At 37.0% G+C, this 17038-nt stretch carries 16 protein-coding genes; 3 read left to right on the top strand and 13 right to left on the bottom strand.

Annotated elements, in window-relative coordinates; genetic code table 11:
* Positions 1-97: 97 nt before the first annotated feature.
* The gene (locus C7B89_RS21745) at positions 98-1240 is read left to right on the top strand and encodes an MFS transporter (protein WP_244205752.1); all 1143 of its coding nucleotides are present in this window, start codon (positions 98-100) and stop codon (positions 1238-1240) included.
* A 17-nt stretch (positions 1241-1257) separates the two neighbouring features.
* On the opposite strand, the gene C7B89_RS21740 is transcribed toward C7B89_RS21745, so the two are convergent.
* The 12 genes from C7B89_RS21740 to C7B89_RS21685 form a co-directional block, all read right to left on the bottom strand.
* Positions 1258-1566, bottom strand: a complete 309-nt coding sequence (locus C7B89_RS21740; RefSeq protein WP_004232000.1) for a hypothetical protein — start codon at positions 1564-1566, stop codon at positions 1258-1260.
* A 499-nt stretch (positions 1567-2065) separates the two neighbouring features.
* Positions 2066-2347, bottom strand: a complete 282-nt coding sequence (locus C7B89_RS21735) for a GNAT family N-acetyltransferase (RefSeq protein ID WP_009370656.1) — start codon at positions 2345-2347, stop codon at positions 2066-2068.
* Between the two features lie 228 nt (positions 2348-2575).
* Complete coding sequence (locus C7B89_RS21730) at positions 2576-3490, bottom strand: DUF1002 domain-containing protein (RefSeq protein ID WP_115674566.1); 915 nt, start codon at positions 3488-3490, stop codon at positions 2576-2578.
* Between the two features lie 158 nt (positions 3491-3648).
* Positions 3649-4506, bottom strand: coding sequence for a CvfB family protein (locus C7B89_RS21725; RefSeq protein WP_048394250.1), 858 nt, complete (start codon positions 4504-4506; stop codon positions 3649-3651).
* 29 nt (positions 4507-4535) lie between these two features.
* Positions 4536-4955 carry a transcriptional regulator MntR gene (mntR, locus tag C7B89_RS21720; RefSeq protein ID WP_004231993.1) on the bottom strand — a complete coding sequence of 140 codons (420 nt, stop codon included), beginning with the start codon at positions 4953-4955 and terminating at the stop codon, positions 4536-4538.
* Between the two features lie 122 nt (positions 4956-5077).
* Complete coding sequence (locus C7B89_RS21715; RefSeq protein ID WP_369700627.1) at positions 5078-5374, bottom strand: late competence development ComFB family protein; 297 nt, start codon at positions 5372-5374, stop codon at positions 5078-5080.
* A gap of 170 nt (positions 5375-5544) precedes the next feature.
* Complete coding sequence (locus C7B89_RS21710) at positions 5545-7668, bottom strand: heavy metal translocating P-type ATPase (RefSeq protein ID WP_066038024.1); 2124 nt, start codon at positions 7666-7668, stop codon at positions 5545-5547.
* Complete coding sequence (locus C7B89_RS21705; RefSeq protein WP_048394243.1) at positions 7649-8020, bottom strand: ArsR/SmtB family transcription factor; 372 nt, start codon at positions 8018-8020, stop codon at positions 7649-7651. The genes C7B89_RS21710 and C7B89_RS21705 overlap by 20 nt, the downstream gene beginning before the upstream one ends.
* A gap of 141 nt (positions 8021-8161) precedes the next feature.
* Complete coding sequence (locus tag C7B89_RS21700; RefSeq protein ID WP_115674565.1) at positions 8162-10531, bottom strand: penicillin acylase family protein; 2370 nt, start codon at positions 10529-10531, stop codon at positions 8162-8164.
* A 457-nt stretch (positions 10532-10988) separates the two neighbouring features.
* The gene (locus tag C7B89_RS21695) at positions 10989-11744 is read right to left on the bottom strand and encodes an exodeoxyribonuclease III (protein WP_048394240.1); all 756 of its coding nucleotides are present in this window, start codon (positions 11742-11744) and stop codon (positions 10989-10991) included.
* 52 nt (positions 11745-11796) lie between these two features.
* Positions 11797-12711: a UDP-N-acetylmuramate dehydrogenase gene (murB, locus tag C7B89_RS21690; RefSeq protein ID WP_115674564.1), complete on the bottom strand. Its 915-nt coding sequence runs from the start codon at positions 12709-12711 to the stop codon at positions 11797-11799.
* A 219-nt stretch (positions 12712-12930) separates the two neighbouring features.
* Positions 12931-13236: a winged helix-turn-helix transcriptional regulator gene (locus C7B89_RS21685; RefSeq protein WP_004231981.1), complete on the bottom strand. Its 306-nt coding sequence runs from the start codon at positions 13234-13236 to the stop codon at positions 12931-12933.
* Between the two features lie 359 nt (positions 13237-13595).
* Here C7B89_RS21685 and C7B89_RS21680 point away from each other — a divergent pair, with 359 nt between their 5' ends.
* Positions 13596-14123 (top strand): YceI family protein, encoded by a 528-nt coding sequence (locus C7B89_RS21680; protein ID WP_048394236.1) that lies wholly within the window; start codon positions 13596-13598, stop codon positions 14121-14123.
* Positions 14124-14157: 34 nt separating this feature from the next.
* Positions 14158-14523: a DUF2500 domain-containing protein gene (locus C7B89_RS21675; protein ID WP_066038021.1), complete on the top strand. Its 366-nt coding sequence runs from the start codon at positions 14158-14160 to the stop codon at positions 14521-14523.
* Positions 14524-14554: 31 nt separating this feature from the next.
* Here C7B89_RS21675 and C7B89_RS21670 read toward each other — a convergent pair whose 3' ends face one another.
* Positions 14555-16915, bottom strand: a complete 2361-nt coding sequence (locus C7B89_RS21670) for a bifunctional 2',3'-cyclic-nucleotide 2'-phosphodiesterase/3'-nucleotidase (RefSeq protein WP_112116763.1) — start codon at positions 16913-16915, stop codon at positions 14555-14557.
* Positions 16916-17038: the final 123 nt, after the last annotated feature.

Below are 17038 nucleotides of genomic sequence, written 5' to 3'. Positions count from 1 at the left end.
AGCAAAAAACAAGTGAGAAGTATTATCGATTGGAAGATGCTATAATAGGACTATATTAATCTTATTGACTATAATGTTCTATTTCATCGGAGGAACCATGAAGAAATTTATCTATGCTATTATTTTCTTTTCGTTTTTCGACCTTTTTACCCAGCTTCCTGTTATGAGTACTTATGCTGAGTCTTTAGGTGCATCGGCATTCCTCACTGGTCTTGCAGTGGGCATGTATTCGCTTTCCAATACATTCGGTAATATCATTTCTGGCTTCTTAACGGATCGCAAAGGACCTTTCATCATACTCATAATAGGTCTTCTAACAACAGGTCTATCATTAACATTTTATAATTTAGTAGAAGAGCCCATTGCTCTATTAATTGTACGTTTTATCCATGGCCTTGTTGCAGGCTTCATTGTTCCTGCTGCCTTTACATTTCTAGCGAACGCTACAGAGCAGGAAAAAAGAGGTAAGGGCAGTGCTATTTCTGGCGCCTTTGTTGGTATTGCAGCCATTATAGGCCCTGCATTTAGTGGTATTTTAGCTAGCCGGACAAGTGTACCATTTGTTTTCAATATCACAGCAAGCTTTATGCTTCTGCTAGGTATCCTTGCGTTCTTTATATTGAAAGCAAATCAAGTAAAAAAAGAGAAGGCTAAACCAAGTAATTATATTCCGATCAGTGTCTTTTTTAATAATACAGGAACATTAAAAGCCTTTTTAGGAGCCTTTTTCTTAATGTTTTCTCAAGGGGTTATTGCGTATCTACTCCCTCTTAAAGTATATTCCTTAGGCTTCGACTCTCGTTTAAGCGGCACTTTAATGAGTACATTTGGTATTATTGCAGTTCTAGTTTTCCTATTACCTACTAATCGTATTTTTGATAAGGTTAATCCACTCAAAACATTGTCTTTTGGTATAGGTTTAATGGGAATAAGCCAGCTATTAATTAGCCAAGCAAATTATAGCTCTTTACTCTATACAGCAATGGCTTGCTATGGGATCGGATTCGGTTTCCTATTCCCTTCAGTAAATTCGCTGCTAATTGACTCTACAACTGCTGAAGTACGAGGAAAAGCTTACGGTTATTTCTACGCGTTTTTCTCTCTAGGAGTAGTTATAGGCTCTTCTTTATTAGGTTGGCTATCACTTGGTACTGTCAGTGGCTTTGCATTTACTGGCTTTGTATTATTGCTCTTTGCAGGCGCAATTCTTATCCCACACAAAAGACCTTCTCATGCTTAGATGAGAAGGTTTTTTGTTTACTTTTCCTTTTCTTGAATTTCTTCATTATAGAAATGGACACCAGTATGTCCTCCACCTTCAGCTACCATTTCATTCGAGGCAATTTTAGTTGGTGAAGTACCAGCCTCTGTTGCTACCTCTGTTGCTACACGTTCTGCAATATTGTCATGCATATCAGGACCTGTAGTAAGATACGACTCTAATTTTGCTTTCATACTATTAAACATTGTTAGTGCTTTATCACGATTCTCTTTTTTACTGAAATAAGATGCTGCTAGTCCTGCTAATCCTGCAACGACAACACCTGTTCCTTTTCGTTTTGCCATAGTTTATAACCTCCTAAAAATATAGAAACTAGCTCTGTAGTATAGTTTTTCCCTATTCTTAAAAGAATAAACATTATTTTTTTATACCCTCTAGCATATATATTAATGTATGGATAAATACTTGCCCTTTTATCTAGTAAAAACTCCGTCAATCCATTGTAGTTCGTCTAGTTTTTAATGCAGACAATCTCACTCTATTTCCTATTAAAGCCCAGTTATCGTACCCTTATTTTTAGCATTCGTCAAAATTTTGTAACTATTTATGATTATAAAAGGCAAGTAAAGGGAATTAATGAATTAATACTAAAATAGGAGAGTGGTTAAAATGAAAGATTTCGATTTAGCATACGATTGGATAGATATGGCTTCATTAATTGGCGGGGCTGGCTTCTTAACAGTACTAATTTATAGTGTCATTCTATTATAAGGAGCTATTTACATGATTTGCTCTAGCAATTAAAAGGCAATCCGCTTAATTAAAAGCAGATTGCCTTATTTTTTATTGTTTTACATCATTGTATGCATCTGACTTTTCAAATGCTGCCACCACATAGGAACAAACGGCCTTCATTTTATAACCATTTTCGCGTGCATACGATGCTGCTTGATCGAGTAATTGTTTGGCCACACCTTGACCACGGAGCTTATCAGATACATATGTGTGATCCATTACCATTACTGAGCCATTTTGCTGCCAAGTAATTTCTGCTAGTTTTTCCCCTGCTTGCTCATTCAAAAATGCAAACTTATTTTCTGCTAATTGTTGTAATTGGAATTCCATTTCTCACCACTCCTTTTATTCATAGTACCATAGCTTTTTATATTTTCACAAAATTTGTGTACGCTTCTTTTATCAAATCAGCGAAGCTATGTCCAGATATTCGGTTAGCTTTCCTATGTCGAAAACATCACACTTCAAAATCTTTCACTTGTTGCATCAAAAAAAATCTGTACACCTTCTCTAGCAAAGTGAGAAGGTATAACAGATTCCTTTCTATCAACTATAAATTTAGTTAAACCATGAAGAAATAGTATCTTTTAAATTAGCAAAAAAGCTTTTTACGCTTTCCCAGAAACCTTTATCTTCCATAAGTGAGCCGAATTTTTCTTGGATTGTATTACTGATATCATTTAATTGATCAGACCATTTACTAAAATCAATGTCCAACTTGCTTATTTTATCCATTAGATCCACTAGCAATTGACGGTCCTTTTCACTTAAATTAATTTCAAGCTTACTTAATTGCTCTTCTACAATTTTCTCCACATCTTCACGTGTTGCTGGCTTTAGCTCTGCAATTTGCTTTTTAATTTCTGTCAGTAATTCCGCAACCTTTGCATCGTCTACCCCTGCAGATTCTGCAATGGATGTTGCTACTGATAATTCTTCGTTTGCTACATCTGTACGATCAATATCCAGTGTTTCCCCTGTAGTGACCTCATATGCCTTGTAAATACCTACTAATGCTGAATGCCCTGTAACGGCTTTCGGTGCAGCTACTTGTACGGATGCATCCTGAATTCCTGCTGTTAACATCGCATTTGCGTACATCTCTGAAGTTACCTGCGTTATATTTGATGGTGTGACAATTTGTATTACTAGACCCTCTCCTGCTTCTCTGCGTGTAATCTTTGCAGAAGAGTACATACGTGAGCTTGAATTACTATCTTTAATGTATTTTACTAGATCCTCACCAGACACAGTAATTTCTTCAATTTCAGGTTCTTCGCTTACTTTTAATGATTTTTTTACAGACTCTTTTTCAGCCTCAGATAAATTTGTTCCATACACGACGATCGGTACGCCTAGTTTTTCATCAATTGCTTTTGGAGGCGTATTGTCAGATGCAAATCCTGTTGCTGGTGCCATCACTCCAAATACTAACATAGTAGCAGTTAGTATTTTAATCCATGTTTTTTTCAAATCGTGTGACCCCTTTCGCTAAAACTTCATAATTAGCAAGTATAATGTATGCCACTATACAATAATTAGTACGAAAAAAAGACGAGAAGGTTTCAAGGATGTCTCTCGTCACTTTTCCTGTTGTAAATGTTTTGCTAGCTAGTCAAACAAACCATCCTTTAAATTTCTTCAGTCCAACCGTCTTGTTGTTTCACTTTACCAGCTTTCATTAACGTTCCTAAGGCACGTTTAAATGCCCCTTTACTCATATTAAACATTTCTTGAATCTCTTCAGGAGACGATTTATCACCAAATGGCATTTTACCGCCTACATCCTGTATATACTTTAATATTTGTTGCGCATCATTTGAAAGTCGCTCATGTTTTCTTGGTAAAAGTGAGCCATTCATGGAACCATCGTCTTTTACATCAATAATACGTACAACTACATCTTGTCCTAATCGAGGCTCATTATTTCGCTCAGACTCATGCACAAAAATACGGTAAGGAACCTCTACACCTAGCAAAAATGTCCCGATCGGTAACAAACGATATGGGCGTGCTTGGATATTCTTATTGTGCATATCTTCAAATGCACCTTCATATAGCTCCGAAATTTTTTCCTCTGTGGCTAAACGACCAAATAAATCACCGTTACGATCTGTACGTAGTGTCATAAATAAATGATCGCCTGGTTCTGGCCATACCTCTTTTAATGCAGGTAAATCTTCTGCTCTTACTAATACTTCACGAGATGTACCAATATCCACAAAAGCACCTTCACGTTCCACTACTTTCAAGACACGTGCCCAGCCGTATTCACCTTGTGTAAAAGCTGGAATAGCCGTTGTTGCAGCCAAATCTCCACGACGGTCTGCAAATAAAAATACTTCAAGGCGGTCACCTACTGTTAGTGGCTCTGTTACCTCTGAAGCATTTAAAGGTAGTTCTTCAACTCCATTTGTTAAAATCCATTTTGATGCTTGTTGCTCTAATACCGTTAATGTAACGACTTCACCTGATTTTAATGCGTTCATATTGTCTCCCTTTCCTTCACACCATCATTTTAAAGATTGTGCTGTGTCTTAGATGCCTCTAATTTTTTCACGATGTCTGGATTTTCTTCCATTACTTGCACAAGATCTGCAATACGATCGATTGAATTCCAACTTAAATGATGTTCAATTCCCTCTACATCATCATAAATACGTTCTTCATCCACACCAATCATTCGTAAAAACTGCTCGAGCAATTCATGACGCTGCACAAGACGCTTTCCGAGCTTATCCCCTTTAGGCGTCAATGTCAGTCCACGGTACTTTTCATAAACTAAATAACCATCTTTATCTAATTTTTGAACCATTTTTGTAACAGAAGAAGGAAGAACAGATAATGCTTCAGCAATGTCAGACACTCTCGCATATCCCTTGTTGGCAATTAATAAGTATATTTGTTCGATATGGTCCTCCATACTAGGTGTTGGCATATCCTTTTCCCTCTCTTTCCTTTTCTTACTCTCTAGTTTACTACAAGCTTGGCTTAAAAGTTAACTGAAAATACATAGCCTAGAAAAACACTTCCTATACAACTTAAATAGAGCCTCTTCTATTAAGAAGTAGGCTCTATTTTGTGTCGAGGATACTTATTTACCACATGTAACGCATGAATAATCTCTTTATTAATACGCTCAATGTTTCCAGGAGTATTCATTTCTTTAAATGCCTCATCTCTAGCTTCCATAGATGTAACATACTTACTTGGCAATGCATTTAGTGTAAGTGCCACCGTGTCTAATTCACAGATTTCGCATTTACAAAATGTTTGATATTCTGGTCCTCGTAGTAAAAAGCTTACTAAACCACGCACAATTTCTTCTGTAACATTTACTAAAATAGGATCTGACATATTCAAACTTTCGCCTCATTTATATTTAATTGTTACATTACTCCTGAAACTATAATAGCCTTAAAAAAAGTCTTTTTCAAGAATCACAAGTAGCATCTATTCACATAAAATCCCTTGTGTCAAAGCAAGATTAATTTCCTACCTTTTCAGATTGTTCTACACCTTACTTACTACTTTTTTGCTCTAATTAGTCTTAATGAATTAAACACAACTAATAGTGTCGCACCCATATCGGCAAAAATTGCTATCCATAAAGTTAACCAACCAGGTATGACAAGTAGCAATGCAATTAATTTTAAAACTAGGGCAAATATAATATTCTCTTTAATGATACGTAATGTTTTTCTGCTCAATCCAATAGTGTAAGGAAGCTTTGTTAAATCATCACCCATTAAGGCAATATCTGCTGTCTCAAGAGCTGCATCTGTTCCTGCTCCACCCATGGCAATTCCTACATTTGCAGTGGCCAATGCTGGTGCATCGTTTACACCATCTCCAACCATTGCTACAGCACCAAATTGTTTACGTAAATCCTTAATCGCCTTTAATTTTTCTTCTGGTAACAAGCCAGCGCGCACATCTGTCATCTTTAATGAAGTAGCAATGGCTTGCGCAGTAGGCTCTGCATCGCCTGTTAACATCACCATATGCTTTACTTTTAAGGCATTTAATTTGTTCAATACATCCTTGCTTTCATGACGTAATTGATCAGCAATTGCAACCAGTCCAATAAGTTGATTATTCGAAACAGCTGCTACTACTGTTTTACCCTGTTCTTGCAGATTCTTAACCTGACTTTCTATGTTTTGATCTACAGAAGTTAATGAAGTAGCCCATTTCATGCTACCTACATAAATAATCTGATTATCAACGGTAGCATAGGCACCTTTTCCTGTTACTGATTGGAAATTTGTTGGTATTAGCTCAGATAATTTTTTATCGTGTAATCTATTTAAAATTGCTTTAGCTAAAGGGTGCTGTGACTGTTTTTCTACCGCTGCCACTAGTTGTAACACATAGTCCTCTGACCAGTTTTCAGTCGTTACGATATCTGTTACTGCTGGCTGCCCCTTCGTTAATGTTCCTGTTTTGTCAAAGGCAACAGCTTCAATATGTCCTAGCTGCTCTAAATGAACACCACCTTTGATCAGTACACCTTGCCTTGCTGCATTACCAATGGCTGTAACAATGGCGACGGGCGTAGAGACGACCAGTGCGCAAGGACATCCTACTACTAAAACAGCTAGCCCTTGGTAAATCCAATGCTGCCAATCACCTACTATTAAAGGTGGAATTACAGCTACTAAAAAAGCAATAACCATAATCGCTGGTGTATAATACTTTGCAAAGCGATCTACAAATTGCTGAGAAGGTGCCTTTTCTGCTTGTGCTTCTTCCACTAGATGAATTATTTTAGCGATAGTAGTATCTTCTACACGCTTTGTCACACGTACTTCAAGAGCACCCTCTTCATTTAAAGTCCCAGCAAATACTTCATCATTTACTGTTTTATTTACGGGAATCGACTCACCTGTAATAGCTGCCTGATTGACTGCAGACAACCCACTAATGACTATGCCATCCATCGCAATCTTTTGCCCAGGCTTTACAATCAAAATATCTCCTATTTCTATATCCTCAGTAGGTAACTCAACCTCATGGTAGTGTTCACCGTGGGCTCTTTTGATAATCGCTGTTGGTGGAGCAATATCCATTAATTGACGAATAGATTGACGTGCCTTATCCATTGAATACGCTTCAAGTGCCTCACTCACAGCAAATAAAAATACGACAACTGCCGCTTCTTCCCATTCACCGATAATAGCAGCTCCAATGATGGCGATTGTCATAAGCGTCTTCATATCAAATTCAAAGCGAACTAAATTACGGAAGCCTATTTTAAAAATACCCACTCCACCCACAAGGATAGCTATAATGAACATGGAAATCGGTAGCGGGCTCGATTCCCCATTCATACCCGCAAATAGATAACCTAGAATGACAAAAAGCAATGAAATTCCTGCTAAAACGTTTTCCTTTTTACGATAAAAAGGTGTAGTATTTTCAAGTGCTTTTGCTGCCGATTGTGTAACCTTAATGCCATCAAAGGCACCTGCTTCTTCAATTTGGTCTACACTAATAGCACCGATTACTGTAATTTTAGAAGCACCAAAATTCACTTGTGCATCCTGTACTTCTGGTATAGCCTTTACGTTTTTCTCAAACTTTGCAGCACAACTAGCGCAAGATAAATTTTGCAATCTGTATTCTTGTTTAATTGGTGTCGTTGCCATTCGCAATCCCCTCTTTCGCATGTTCGTAGGCAATTGTTACAATTTGATATACATGCTCATCCGCTAAAGAGTAATACATTTGCTTACCTTTGCGGTGTGATCTCGCTAAATTATTATCTTTCAAATATCGTAAATGATGGGATGCTGTAGCAACTGAAGAACCAATAATAGTTGCAACATCACAAACACATAGTTCATCTTCCACCGTTAAAGCATAGGCAATTTTAAGTCTAGTTTCATCAGCTAACGCTTTTAAAAATTTGGCTACACCTGATAAATCAGGCATTTGTTGTTTCACCTTTGTGACTGCCTCTTCATGTACATGCGTCACCTCACATATTTCTTTCGGCATTTTTCTCACCTCATTCAAATATTCGTTTGATTGTATTCAATGTAACATATTATCCCATCATATTCAAACGAATATTTGAATGTTAGGATGTATATCCTTAAATAAAAAAGTTAGCGCACTTTCTGTACGCTAACTCTTTTATTACTTCGCTATTAATTGTAATGTTTTCCCTTTTATCTCTTCCTGTTTAATAAATGTTTGATGGTAATCACCATTTGCCCAATCCAGCACCTGATCTTGATACCAATCAGATTTTACATGACCACTTTGACCAGGACCAACAATATGATAGGCTGAGCTTAAATCACCTACATCCACCACAAAACGCCAAGATGCACCGTGATCTACATTACCAGCTAAATCATTATCTGCTGCTTGTACGGTAACTTTTGATCCACCAATAGGAACCTTTTTAGCATTAAAATAGGCTGCAAGAATAGGCGATGCACTTCCTAGTGTATGGTCAAAAGTAAGCTGATGGTAATCACCCCATTGCCATTTCGAGGAATTTTTTCCGAATTGATCTTCTAATTGTGCAATTGTTAGCTCAAATGCCTTGTATATGGTTTCATCAATGCCACCCTGCTCCTCAATCCAAATGCTTTTCTCTCCTGAATAGGCTGTACGTAAGAGCTGGTCTGTAATATTAAACTTCCCATACATGATGCCATACATATCTTCAGGCATTTGATCTTTAAACAAAACTTCCTGTAGCTTAATCATTAATGTATGGAACACAAGTGGTGCACCTGATTCCTTTGCGTCTACCATATCCCACTTCTCTAGCATGGCAATAATCTCGGCATACTTCCCATCCTGATCTTTTTCTTTTAAAGATGTTAATAAATCAGGCAGAAATTCTCTTGCATAGAGGTTGTGCTGATCCATTTGCAAAGCCATCATATCTTCTACTGTAATCGCATCATTTGCCTCTAACACTTCTTTAATTCTTTCGAAACGATAAGGTTGCGCCCAGAAATCAGTTATGTGATAAGGGTAGTCCTCTCCTATTACTTGGTTATTTGCCGTTGCAATAAAACCTTCTTTTGGATTTACTAGAGTTGGTAATTCATCCCATGGGATAAAGCCCTCCCAGCCATAGTCACTCGAATCACCTGGGACTGGTAATTGGCCCTCACCTTGCTTACGAATAGGTATTTGACCATTAGCTTTATAGGCAATCGTACCGTCTTTTGATGCAAATACAAAATTTTGTGCTGGCGCTTTAAAGTCTTCTAATGCTTTTTCGAAATCACTCCAAGTTTTTGCCTTATTAAAACCAAGCACTGCTCTTAGTTCAGCTGTCGGTTGTAGTGCTGTCCACTGCATCGAAAATTGTGCGGTTGGCTCTGTATCTTTAAAAGCTAAATCTGTCATTATAGGGCCGTGACGTGTAACAACGACTTCAAAATCTACCGTTTCTCCATCTTTTACCTTAATTGATTCGTCGCGCACCTCTGCTTGTTCCCACTTTCCATCGTATCGAAATTGTGTTGGATTATCTGGATTTGGTATTTCAATATATAAATCCTGTACATCTGGACCCACATTGGTTACCCCCCAAGCAATTTCATCATTATGGCCTAAAATAATACCTGGAATCCCTGCAAAGATAACGCCACTAACGTTTTGCTGTGGTGATTGCAGATGCATTTGATACCAAATAGAAGGGGTGCTTAACCCTAAATGTGGGTCATCTGCTAAAATAGGCATTCCTGATTTCGTTTTATCACCTGAAACTACCCAGTTATTACTTCCGTTAAATTCGTTTGGTAGCATTTCCGCACTGAATTGCCCAGCTACTGCTATAGGATTTTGGATATTGGCCTCGATAATCGCCGAAGCATTTTCTGGATATTTAATAAATAATTCTTTTGCCTTTTCTTCATCAAAATTCTGTAGTGCCCAATGACGAAAAGCTAACGTATTCCAATTTCCACCCAGATCATAGGCCATATATTTTCCAATGGTTAAGGAATCAACAACTGTCCACTCCTCGGGTTCATAGCCTAACAAAGCGAATTCATAGCTTAGTGTATTGCTTTCCTTTGCCTGTGCAATAAAAGCATTTACTCCTTCGGCATACCATTCAAGTACTTGTTTGCTTTCGTCATCATAGGCAGCTAATGATTTCTCTGCAGCATCTCGTAAGCTAAATGTACGGAAATGTTTGTCAGTATTAATCGTTGCTTCTCCAATAATTTCAGATAGTCGACCACTTGCCTGCCTTCGTGCCAAGTCCATTTGAAATAGTCTATCCTGTGCTTGGACATAACCTTGCGCACGATACAAATCCGCATCTGTTTTGGCAAAAATATGTGGAACCCCTTTTTCATCTCTCGTAACTGTCACATCCTGATCCAGAATAGTAACAGCTAATTCACCATCAATCACCGGCTTAGATTTATTCATAAACCATGTAAATCCAATAAAAGCCACAAAAGCCAAAGCAGCTATTATCCCAGCTATGACAATTAGCCACTTTTTCCAATTAAACTTTCTCTTCCCCACTGCATAACCCCCTTTTTGCACTATATTCCCGTACTACCTTCCCAAACCCGCTTTGTAACGCAAAATTTTTTAGCGAAATTTCTTATTTTATGTATATAAAATTGTCTCTAAATACAAAATTTTATATTTATCCGCTATTAGAATAGTATAATCAATAGGAATTATGAAGGCTACTGAGTAATGTTAAAAATTCGTATGTTCATAGAGGTATAATGATTCTATAGAGTATATTTTCTTTTATCTTCTCTCGTGGAGCGGACTTATATGGTGGAAGCGGATTCCCACATGATTGGAGCGTTCTTCCCTACTTTAGGGCGGGTTCCCATGTGATTGTAGCGTCTACTCCTCACTTTGAAGGTACCCCCTGGCATTGCTAAATCTCACATTTTTAAAAGTCACCTTATTAAGTTACAAATACAAAAAATCGTATTTCCATTTAGAAAATACGATTTAAGTACTAGCATTGTAATTGCAATTCAATTGGACAATGATCACTGCCCATAATGTGTGGGTGAATTGTTGCGCTTTCAATTTGTTCCTTCAATTGATTGGATACAACAAAATAATCGATACGCCAACCAATATTACGTTCACGCACTTTATTCATATAGGACCACCATGTGTAGTGGTCAGTTTCCTCGGGATGCTTGTATCTAAAAGAATCTACAAAACCGCTTTCCAATAACGCTGAAAATTTTGCTCTCTCTTCATATGTAAAGCCCGAATTTCCAATATTAGATTTTGCATTTTTTAAATCAATTTCCGTGTGTGCAACATTTAGATCACCACAATAAACCACTGGCTTCTGACTATTTAGTTCTTGTAAATAGCTAGCTAAACGATCCTCCCATTGTAAACGTAATGGTAACCGCGCTAAATCACGCTGTGCATTTGGAGTATAAACATTTACTAAATAGAAATTCTTATATTCTAATGTTATAATTCTGCCTTCATCCTGAGAATCTTCGGCGCCCACCCCATACTTAACAGACAATGGCGTGTGTTTCGTGAAAATTGCTGTTCCAGAATACCCTTTTTTCTGCGCGTAATTCCAATACTGCTCATAACCTTCGATAGAGAGCTCAACTTGTCCAGCCTGACATTTTGTTTCTTGGATACAAAAGAAATCTGCATCTATTTGATGAAAGAACTCTAAAAAGCCTTTACCTAGACATGCTCGTATCCCATTAACATTCCATGATATAAATTTCATTTTATCCACACTCCTAAAAAAACGCCCTTCGGCTTATGCGAAGGGCATCCTATTATAGATCGTCACCAACAATTTTGACTTCCGTCTCTAATTCAATGCCAAATTTTTCTTTCACTACACGTTGAACCATTTGGATTGTCTTAATATAGTCTGAAGCAGTAGCATTTCCTTTGTTGACAATAAATCCTGCATGCTTGGTAGAGACTTCAGCATCACCAACACCTTTACCTTGTAGGCCACTATCTTGAATAAGTTTTCCAGCAAAATGACCAGGTGGGCGTTTAAATACACTTCCAGCAGATGGATATTCTAAAGGCTGTTTTGATTCACGTTGGAAGGTTAAATCAGCAATCTTCGCATCAATTTCCTCCTGTACGCCAACTGCTAATTGAAATTCAGAGGACAGCACATAATAACCCTTTTTGGCAATAATGCTTTGTCGGTATCCTAGCTCAAGGTCTTCTTTACCTAATATTAAAATGTCCCCTTCTTTTGTTAACACCTTCGATGAAACAATAATATCTTTAATCTCACCGCCATAGGCACCTGCGTTCATAGCCATTGCTCCGCCAATTGATCCAGGAATACCACATGCAAATTCAAAACCTGTTAAGGATGCTTGCGCTGATAGCTTTGATACATCTTTGATCAGTGCACCACTTTGAGCATATACATGCTCACCAGTAATACGAATCTCATCTAAGCGTGAAAATGTTACAACGATTCCTCTATGACCGCCATCTCGAACAACCATATTAGATCCGTTACCTAACATTAATAAAGGAATATTATTTATATATGCATAGCGAATAACGGATGCCGCCTCTTCTTCTGTTTCAGGAAGAACAAAAACATCTGCTTTGCCACCTAATTTTGTCATTGTGTATTGCTGTAATGATTCATTTAACTTAATATTGGCAGGATTAATACTTTTTGCTAAATCCATCGCCCATTGTTCTTTTGTCATGAGAGCTAATTCCTTTCTAACGTCCTTCTTACTCTACACCAGTATGGATTTACAACCCCAATTTGACAAGTAAAATGAAGGGTATTTTTATCTCATATTAAAAGACAGGTAAGACCTGTGCAGAGATGATGAATATTATAAAGAAAATTGACAGTCATTCCAAGTGTCGTTTTTAGGACACTATTTCATTGTATTATCTAGTAAAATAATCCATTCACCCTAGAGCCAACTACTTGCCCATGTTTCAATATTGCGGATAGCACCTTCAAGTGCCTGACCTTTATCTGTTAATGAATACTCAACGCGTACCGGTACTTCTGAATATACTTTACGTTCAACAAGCCCCTCTTTTTCAAGCTCCTTTAAACGTTCTGATAATAAACGTCCACTGACAGGTAGTGCAGATTCGATTTCATTAAAGCGCTGTGGTCCATCTAGTAATTGATATAATATTAACCCTGTCCATCGTTTTCCGATTAAATCCATTGCTTTAGCTAAACGAGGACACAAAGTTGTCTCATTCATAATTTTTCACCTCTATGTAACTATTGTAACGATTAATGCACTAAATGTAAATTTGAAGTAACTTATTTACGTAAAATAATCTATTAACTTTTATATATTTAATTACAAATAGTAACTCACAATTTCAATGTTGGACATATCTAACAAGGGAACATAAAATGTCTTAGACTAAACGCTATCTTAATAAAATGCACATATTTCCAATAATATGCCTATTCGATTTTAAATATGTTCTGTTTCATGTTCACAGATTACACTTTTATAGAGGGAAATACTTCCACATTTATAAAAAACTCATTGAATATGCGATTTGTTTACTTTATCATTCGTTGTAGAATGCTGTTTTAGGAGGTTTTCAAATGAAAAAATATGCTATTGATTTCAGTCATTCAACGATCGGGTTTTCCGTAAGACATATGATGATTTCTCGTATTCATGGTACGTTTGAATCGTACAGCGGTGAAATAGTTACATCCAATATCGAACAAATGCAGGATGCAAACATTTCTATCACGATTACAGTGGCTAGTGTCTCCACCAAGAATCATGATCGTGATGTCCACCTTGTGTCTCCTGACTTTTTTGATGCAGACGTCTATCCAAAAATAGTATTTACCTCTACATATATTGATAAACTTGATGATAAAAATTTTGCTATTCATGGGGATTTAACCATCAAAAACATAACAAGACCTATCGTATTTACAACAGTATATACAGGAAAAGGTGTGAATCCATGGGCACAAGAAGTTTTTGGCTTCCAAGCTAAAGCCCAAATTGATCGTCGTGATTTTAATCTAGTCTACAATACCTTTTTAGAAACAGGTGGTGTATTGATTAGCGATGAAATAGACGTGATAGTAGATCTTGAATTAAATCCTCTTTAAGTATTGTTTCTACCTTAAAGAAAGGGAGGAATTTATGTTTTGGTTTGATAATGATTTTTTATTTGGCTCTGCTTTTATTACCATCATCTTCTTTATTGTTTTTGGGAGCATAGCCTTTATGATTGTAAACGGTATTATCACTTGGTCTAAAAACAACCGTTCACCAATATTAACGGTACCCGCTAAGGTTGTGACAAAGCGTACGAATATACGTGGGGGATCTAACAATTCTGGGGCATCTACGTCCTACTACGTTACGTTTGAAGAGCAAAACGGAGAACGGCATGAACTAAAGATGAATGGCTACGATTATGGTCAGCTTGTAGAAGGTGATCTTGGCATTTTAACCTATCAAGGTACACGGTATCATTCATTCAACAGACATAAAAAAGGAGAGTAGCGATTATCGTTACTCTCCTTTTCCTATTCTTTTATTTAATTAAATATTTAGCAAATCCAGCTTCTGTATCTTCTAAATATTCAATACCACTACCTGCTGGTATGAACTTTTGTGCATCTTTTGCAGATAGGTAGATAACCTTTGTATTGGCTGGGAACGGTACAAATGACCAGTTATTATCCGCAGCTGGGTTAATTGTTTTATTCGCCATAATATAATCTACAACAGCTTGTCGATTTTCATAAGCATAGTTAGTTATATTAGAGCCTTCTGCATTTTTAAATGTCGCCCCATATGATCCACCAACACGATAATTGTTTGTAATGATGATGAATTCTTGTTTTAAATCGATTGGTTTACCATTATATTGTACATTCTTAATACGATTTGCCTTTTCATCAGTAAGATTACCGCGGCGGTCATATTTTGCTGGCGATGTGACATCAATTTGATATGTTAAGCCATCTAACACATCAAAGTTATAAGAACGTGCTTCTGCATCGATAATATTTTGCTCTTCTGTTTTAGTCGGATCAATTGTTGCGAAAATACCAGCAGCCATCTCTAACCACTCGATTGCTTGTGCGCCTGTCACTTTAATCGTAGCAACAGTATTGTCATAATGATAAATGTCGGCCATATTTTTAATAGCAAGCGGTCCTACAGGAATATTTGTATAATCTAATGGATTATTACGTGATCCTGCTTTGAAAGGTGCTCCTGCTGAAAGAATTGGTGTCTTTTCATCAGCCGTACCCTTTAGCTCTTGTTCGATAAACCATTTTTGAGCTTGTGTTACGATTTGAATGGATGGATCATCTTGCACCATTGAAAAATAACTATGGATTGGTGCAGTTGTTTCTCCAACAGGCTGACGGATATACGTTAATGTGCCATCATGTGCCTCTTTAATAGCCTCTAAAACCGTTGTGGATGGTTGTAAACCTTCTTGCTTGATCGATTGCAATGAACCTTTACCATCTACCACTACCCACTCAGATCCTTGTTGTTCTAGTTTTAAATCAATTACACCAAGATGACTACCATAGCTACCTGCCATAACAGTAGGAACACCATGAATTGTACCCTTTTCTTGGTCAACATCTTTCAAATCCTTATAGTCACCAGGGAATGTTAAATGAGAGTGTCCTGTAATTAAAGCATCAATACCATCAATTTCTGCTAATTGGTAACCAACATTTTCAGCACCCTTCACATAAGTATCTTCACCGATACCTGAATGTGACAGAACGACAATCACGTCTGCTCCAGCCTTTTGCATTTCTGGTACTACCTCTTTCACAGCTTCGACTGGCTCTTGCATTTCAACTTTACCTGCTAAATGAATGGCATCCCATTCAACAATTTTCGTTGGAACAATCCCTGTTACACCAACTTTAAGTGTATGTTTTTTACCTGAACTGTCTACCACTTCTTTATCAAGAATGACATAAGGTGTAAACATACGTTCTTTTGTTTTTGCATCATAGGTATTAGCATTTACGACTGGATACTTTGCATCGTTTAATACTTCATCTAAAAAGTCTAGACCATAATTAAATTCATGATTTCCTAAAGTTCCACCATCGTATTTCAATGCATTAAGTGCAGCAATAGCTGGATGAACTTCACCTGGCTTTAAAACACTTTCTAATGCTTTATATGAGCCGAGTGGTGTGCCTTGAATTAAATCACCATTATCAAATAGTAATGTGTTTGGATTTTTAGCTCTTGCTTGCTCAATTAGTGTTGCTGTATTAGCTAACCCAAGCTCTGATGATGGAGCATCTAAATAGTAATTGTAATTAGCTAAATTGGTATGAATATCTGTAGTCCCTAAAATCTGAAGATCAACTGATACACCAGTTGAAGGTGCTTTGTATTCAGCTACAAAGCGCTCCACAATACTCTCCATCTGTTCCTTTGTCACATAGTCACGAGGACGAATAGTATTATCCTCAAATGCTTGTAAAATGTTTGCTGCAACAGCATTCGCTAAATCTTGTTTATATGCCGTTGCAATTTGATCTGCATCCTTAAATTGCTCTAAAACTTTGAGGGAAGCGTTTTCACTAACAAGTCCACGAGCAGAGATAACAAATGCTTGCTGACGTGTTAATTTGTCATCTGGGCCAAATGTCGTTGCTGTTTTCCCTTTAATAAGTTTTAATTGAACAGCTTTTTCTACATAAGGTGCTAAATCCTTAGAGACATCGTTAAAGGCAAGCGAAGAGCCGTCACCCATCTCTACATCTAAATTTTCTACTAATTCTTTTACATAATCTGCGCGTGTTACATCATTGGAAGCAGCATCAGCAGAAATTCCAAATGGTATAAACGCGAAAAGGACTAGTAACGTCGCCAAGAAATTAGTTATTAATTTCTTATTCATACAACAACCTCCTTAATAATCTAGTATTTTCCTACAAATTCTATTATATTAAAACCTTTCTAATTTTTACTGAATATATAGTCCTAATTATATGTATTTTTAAAAGAATGGTTAATTACTTTC

The organism is Lysinibacillus capsici (assembly GCF_003367505.1).
Lineage (GTDB): Bacteria > Bacillota > Bacilli > Bacillales_A > Planococcaceae > Lysinibacillus > Lysinibacillus capsici.
This window is presented reverse-complemented; position numbering and strand designations above follow the sequence as displayed.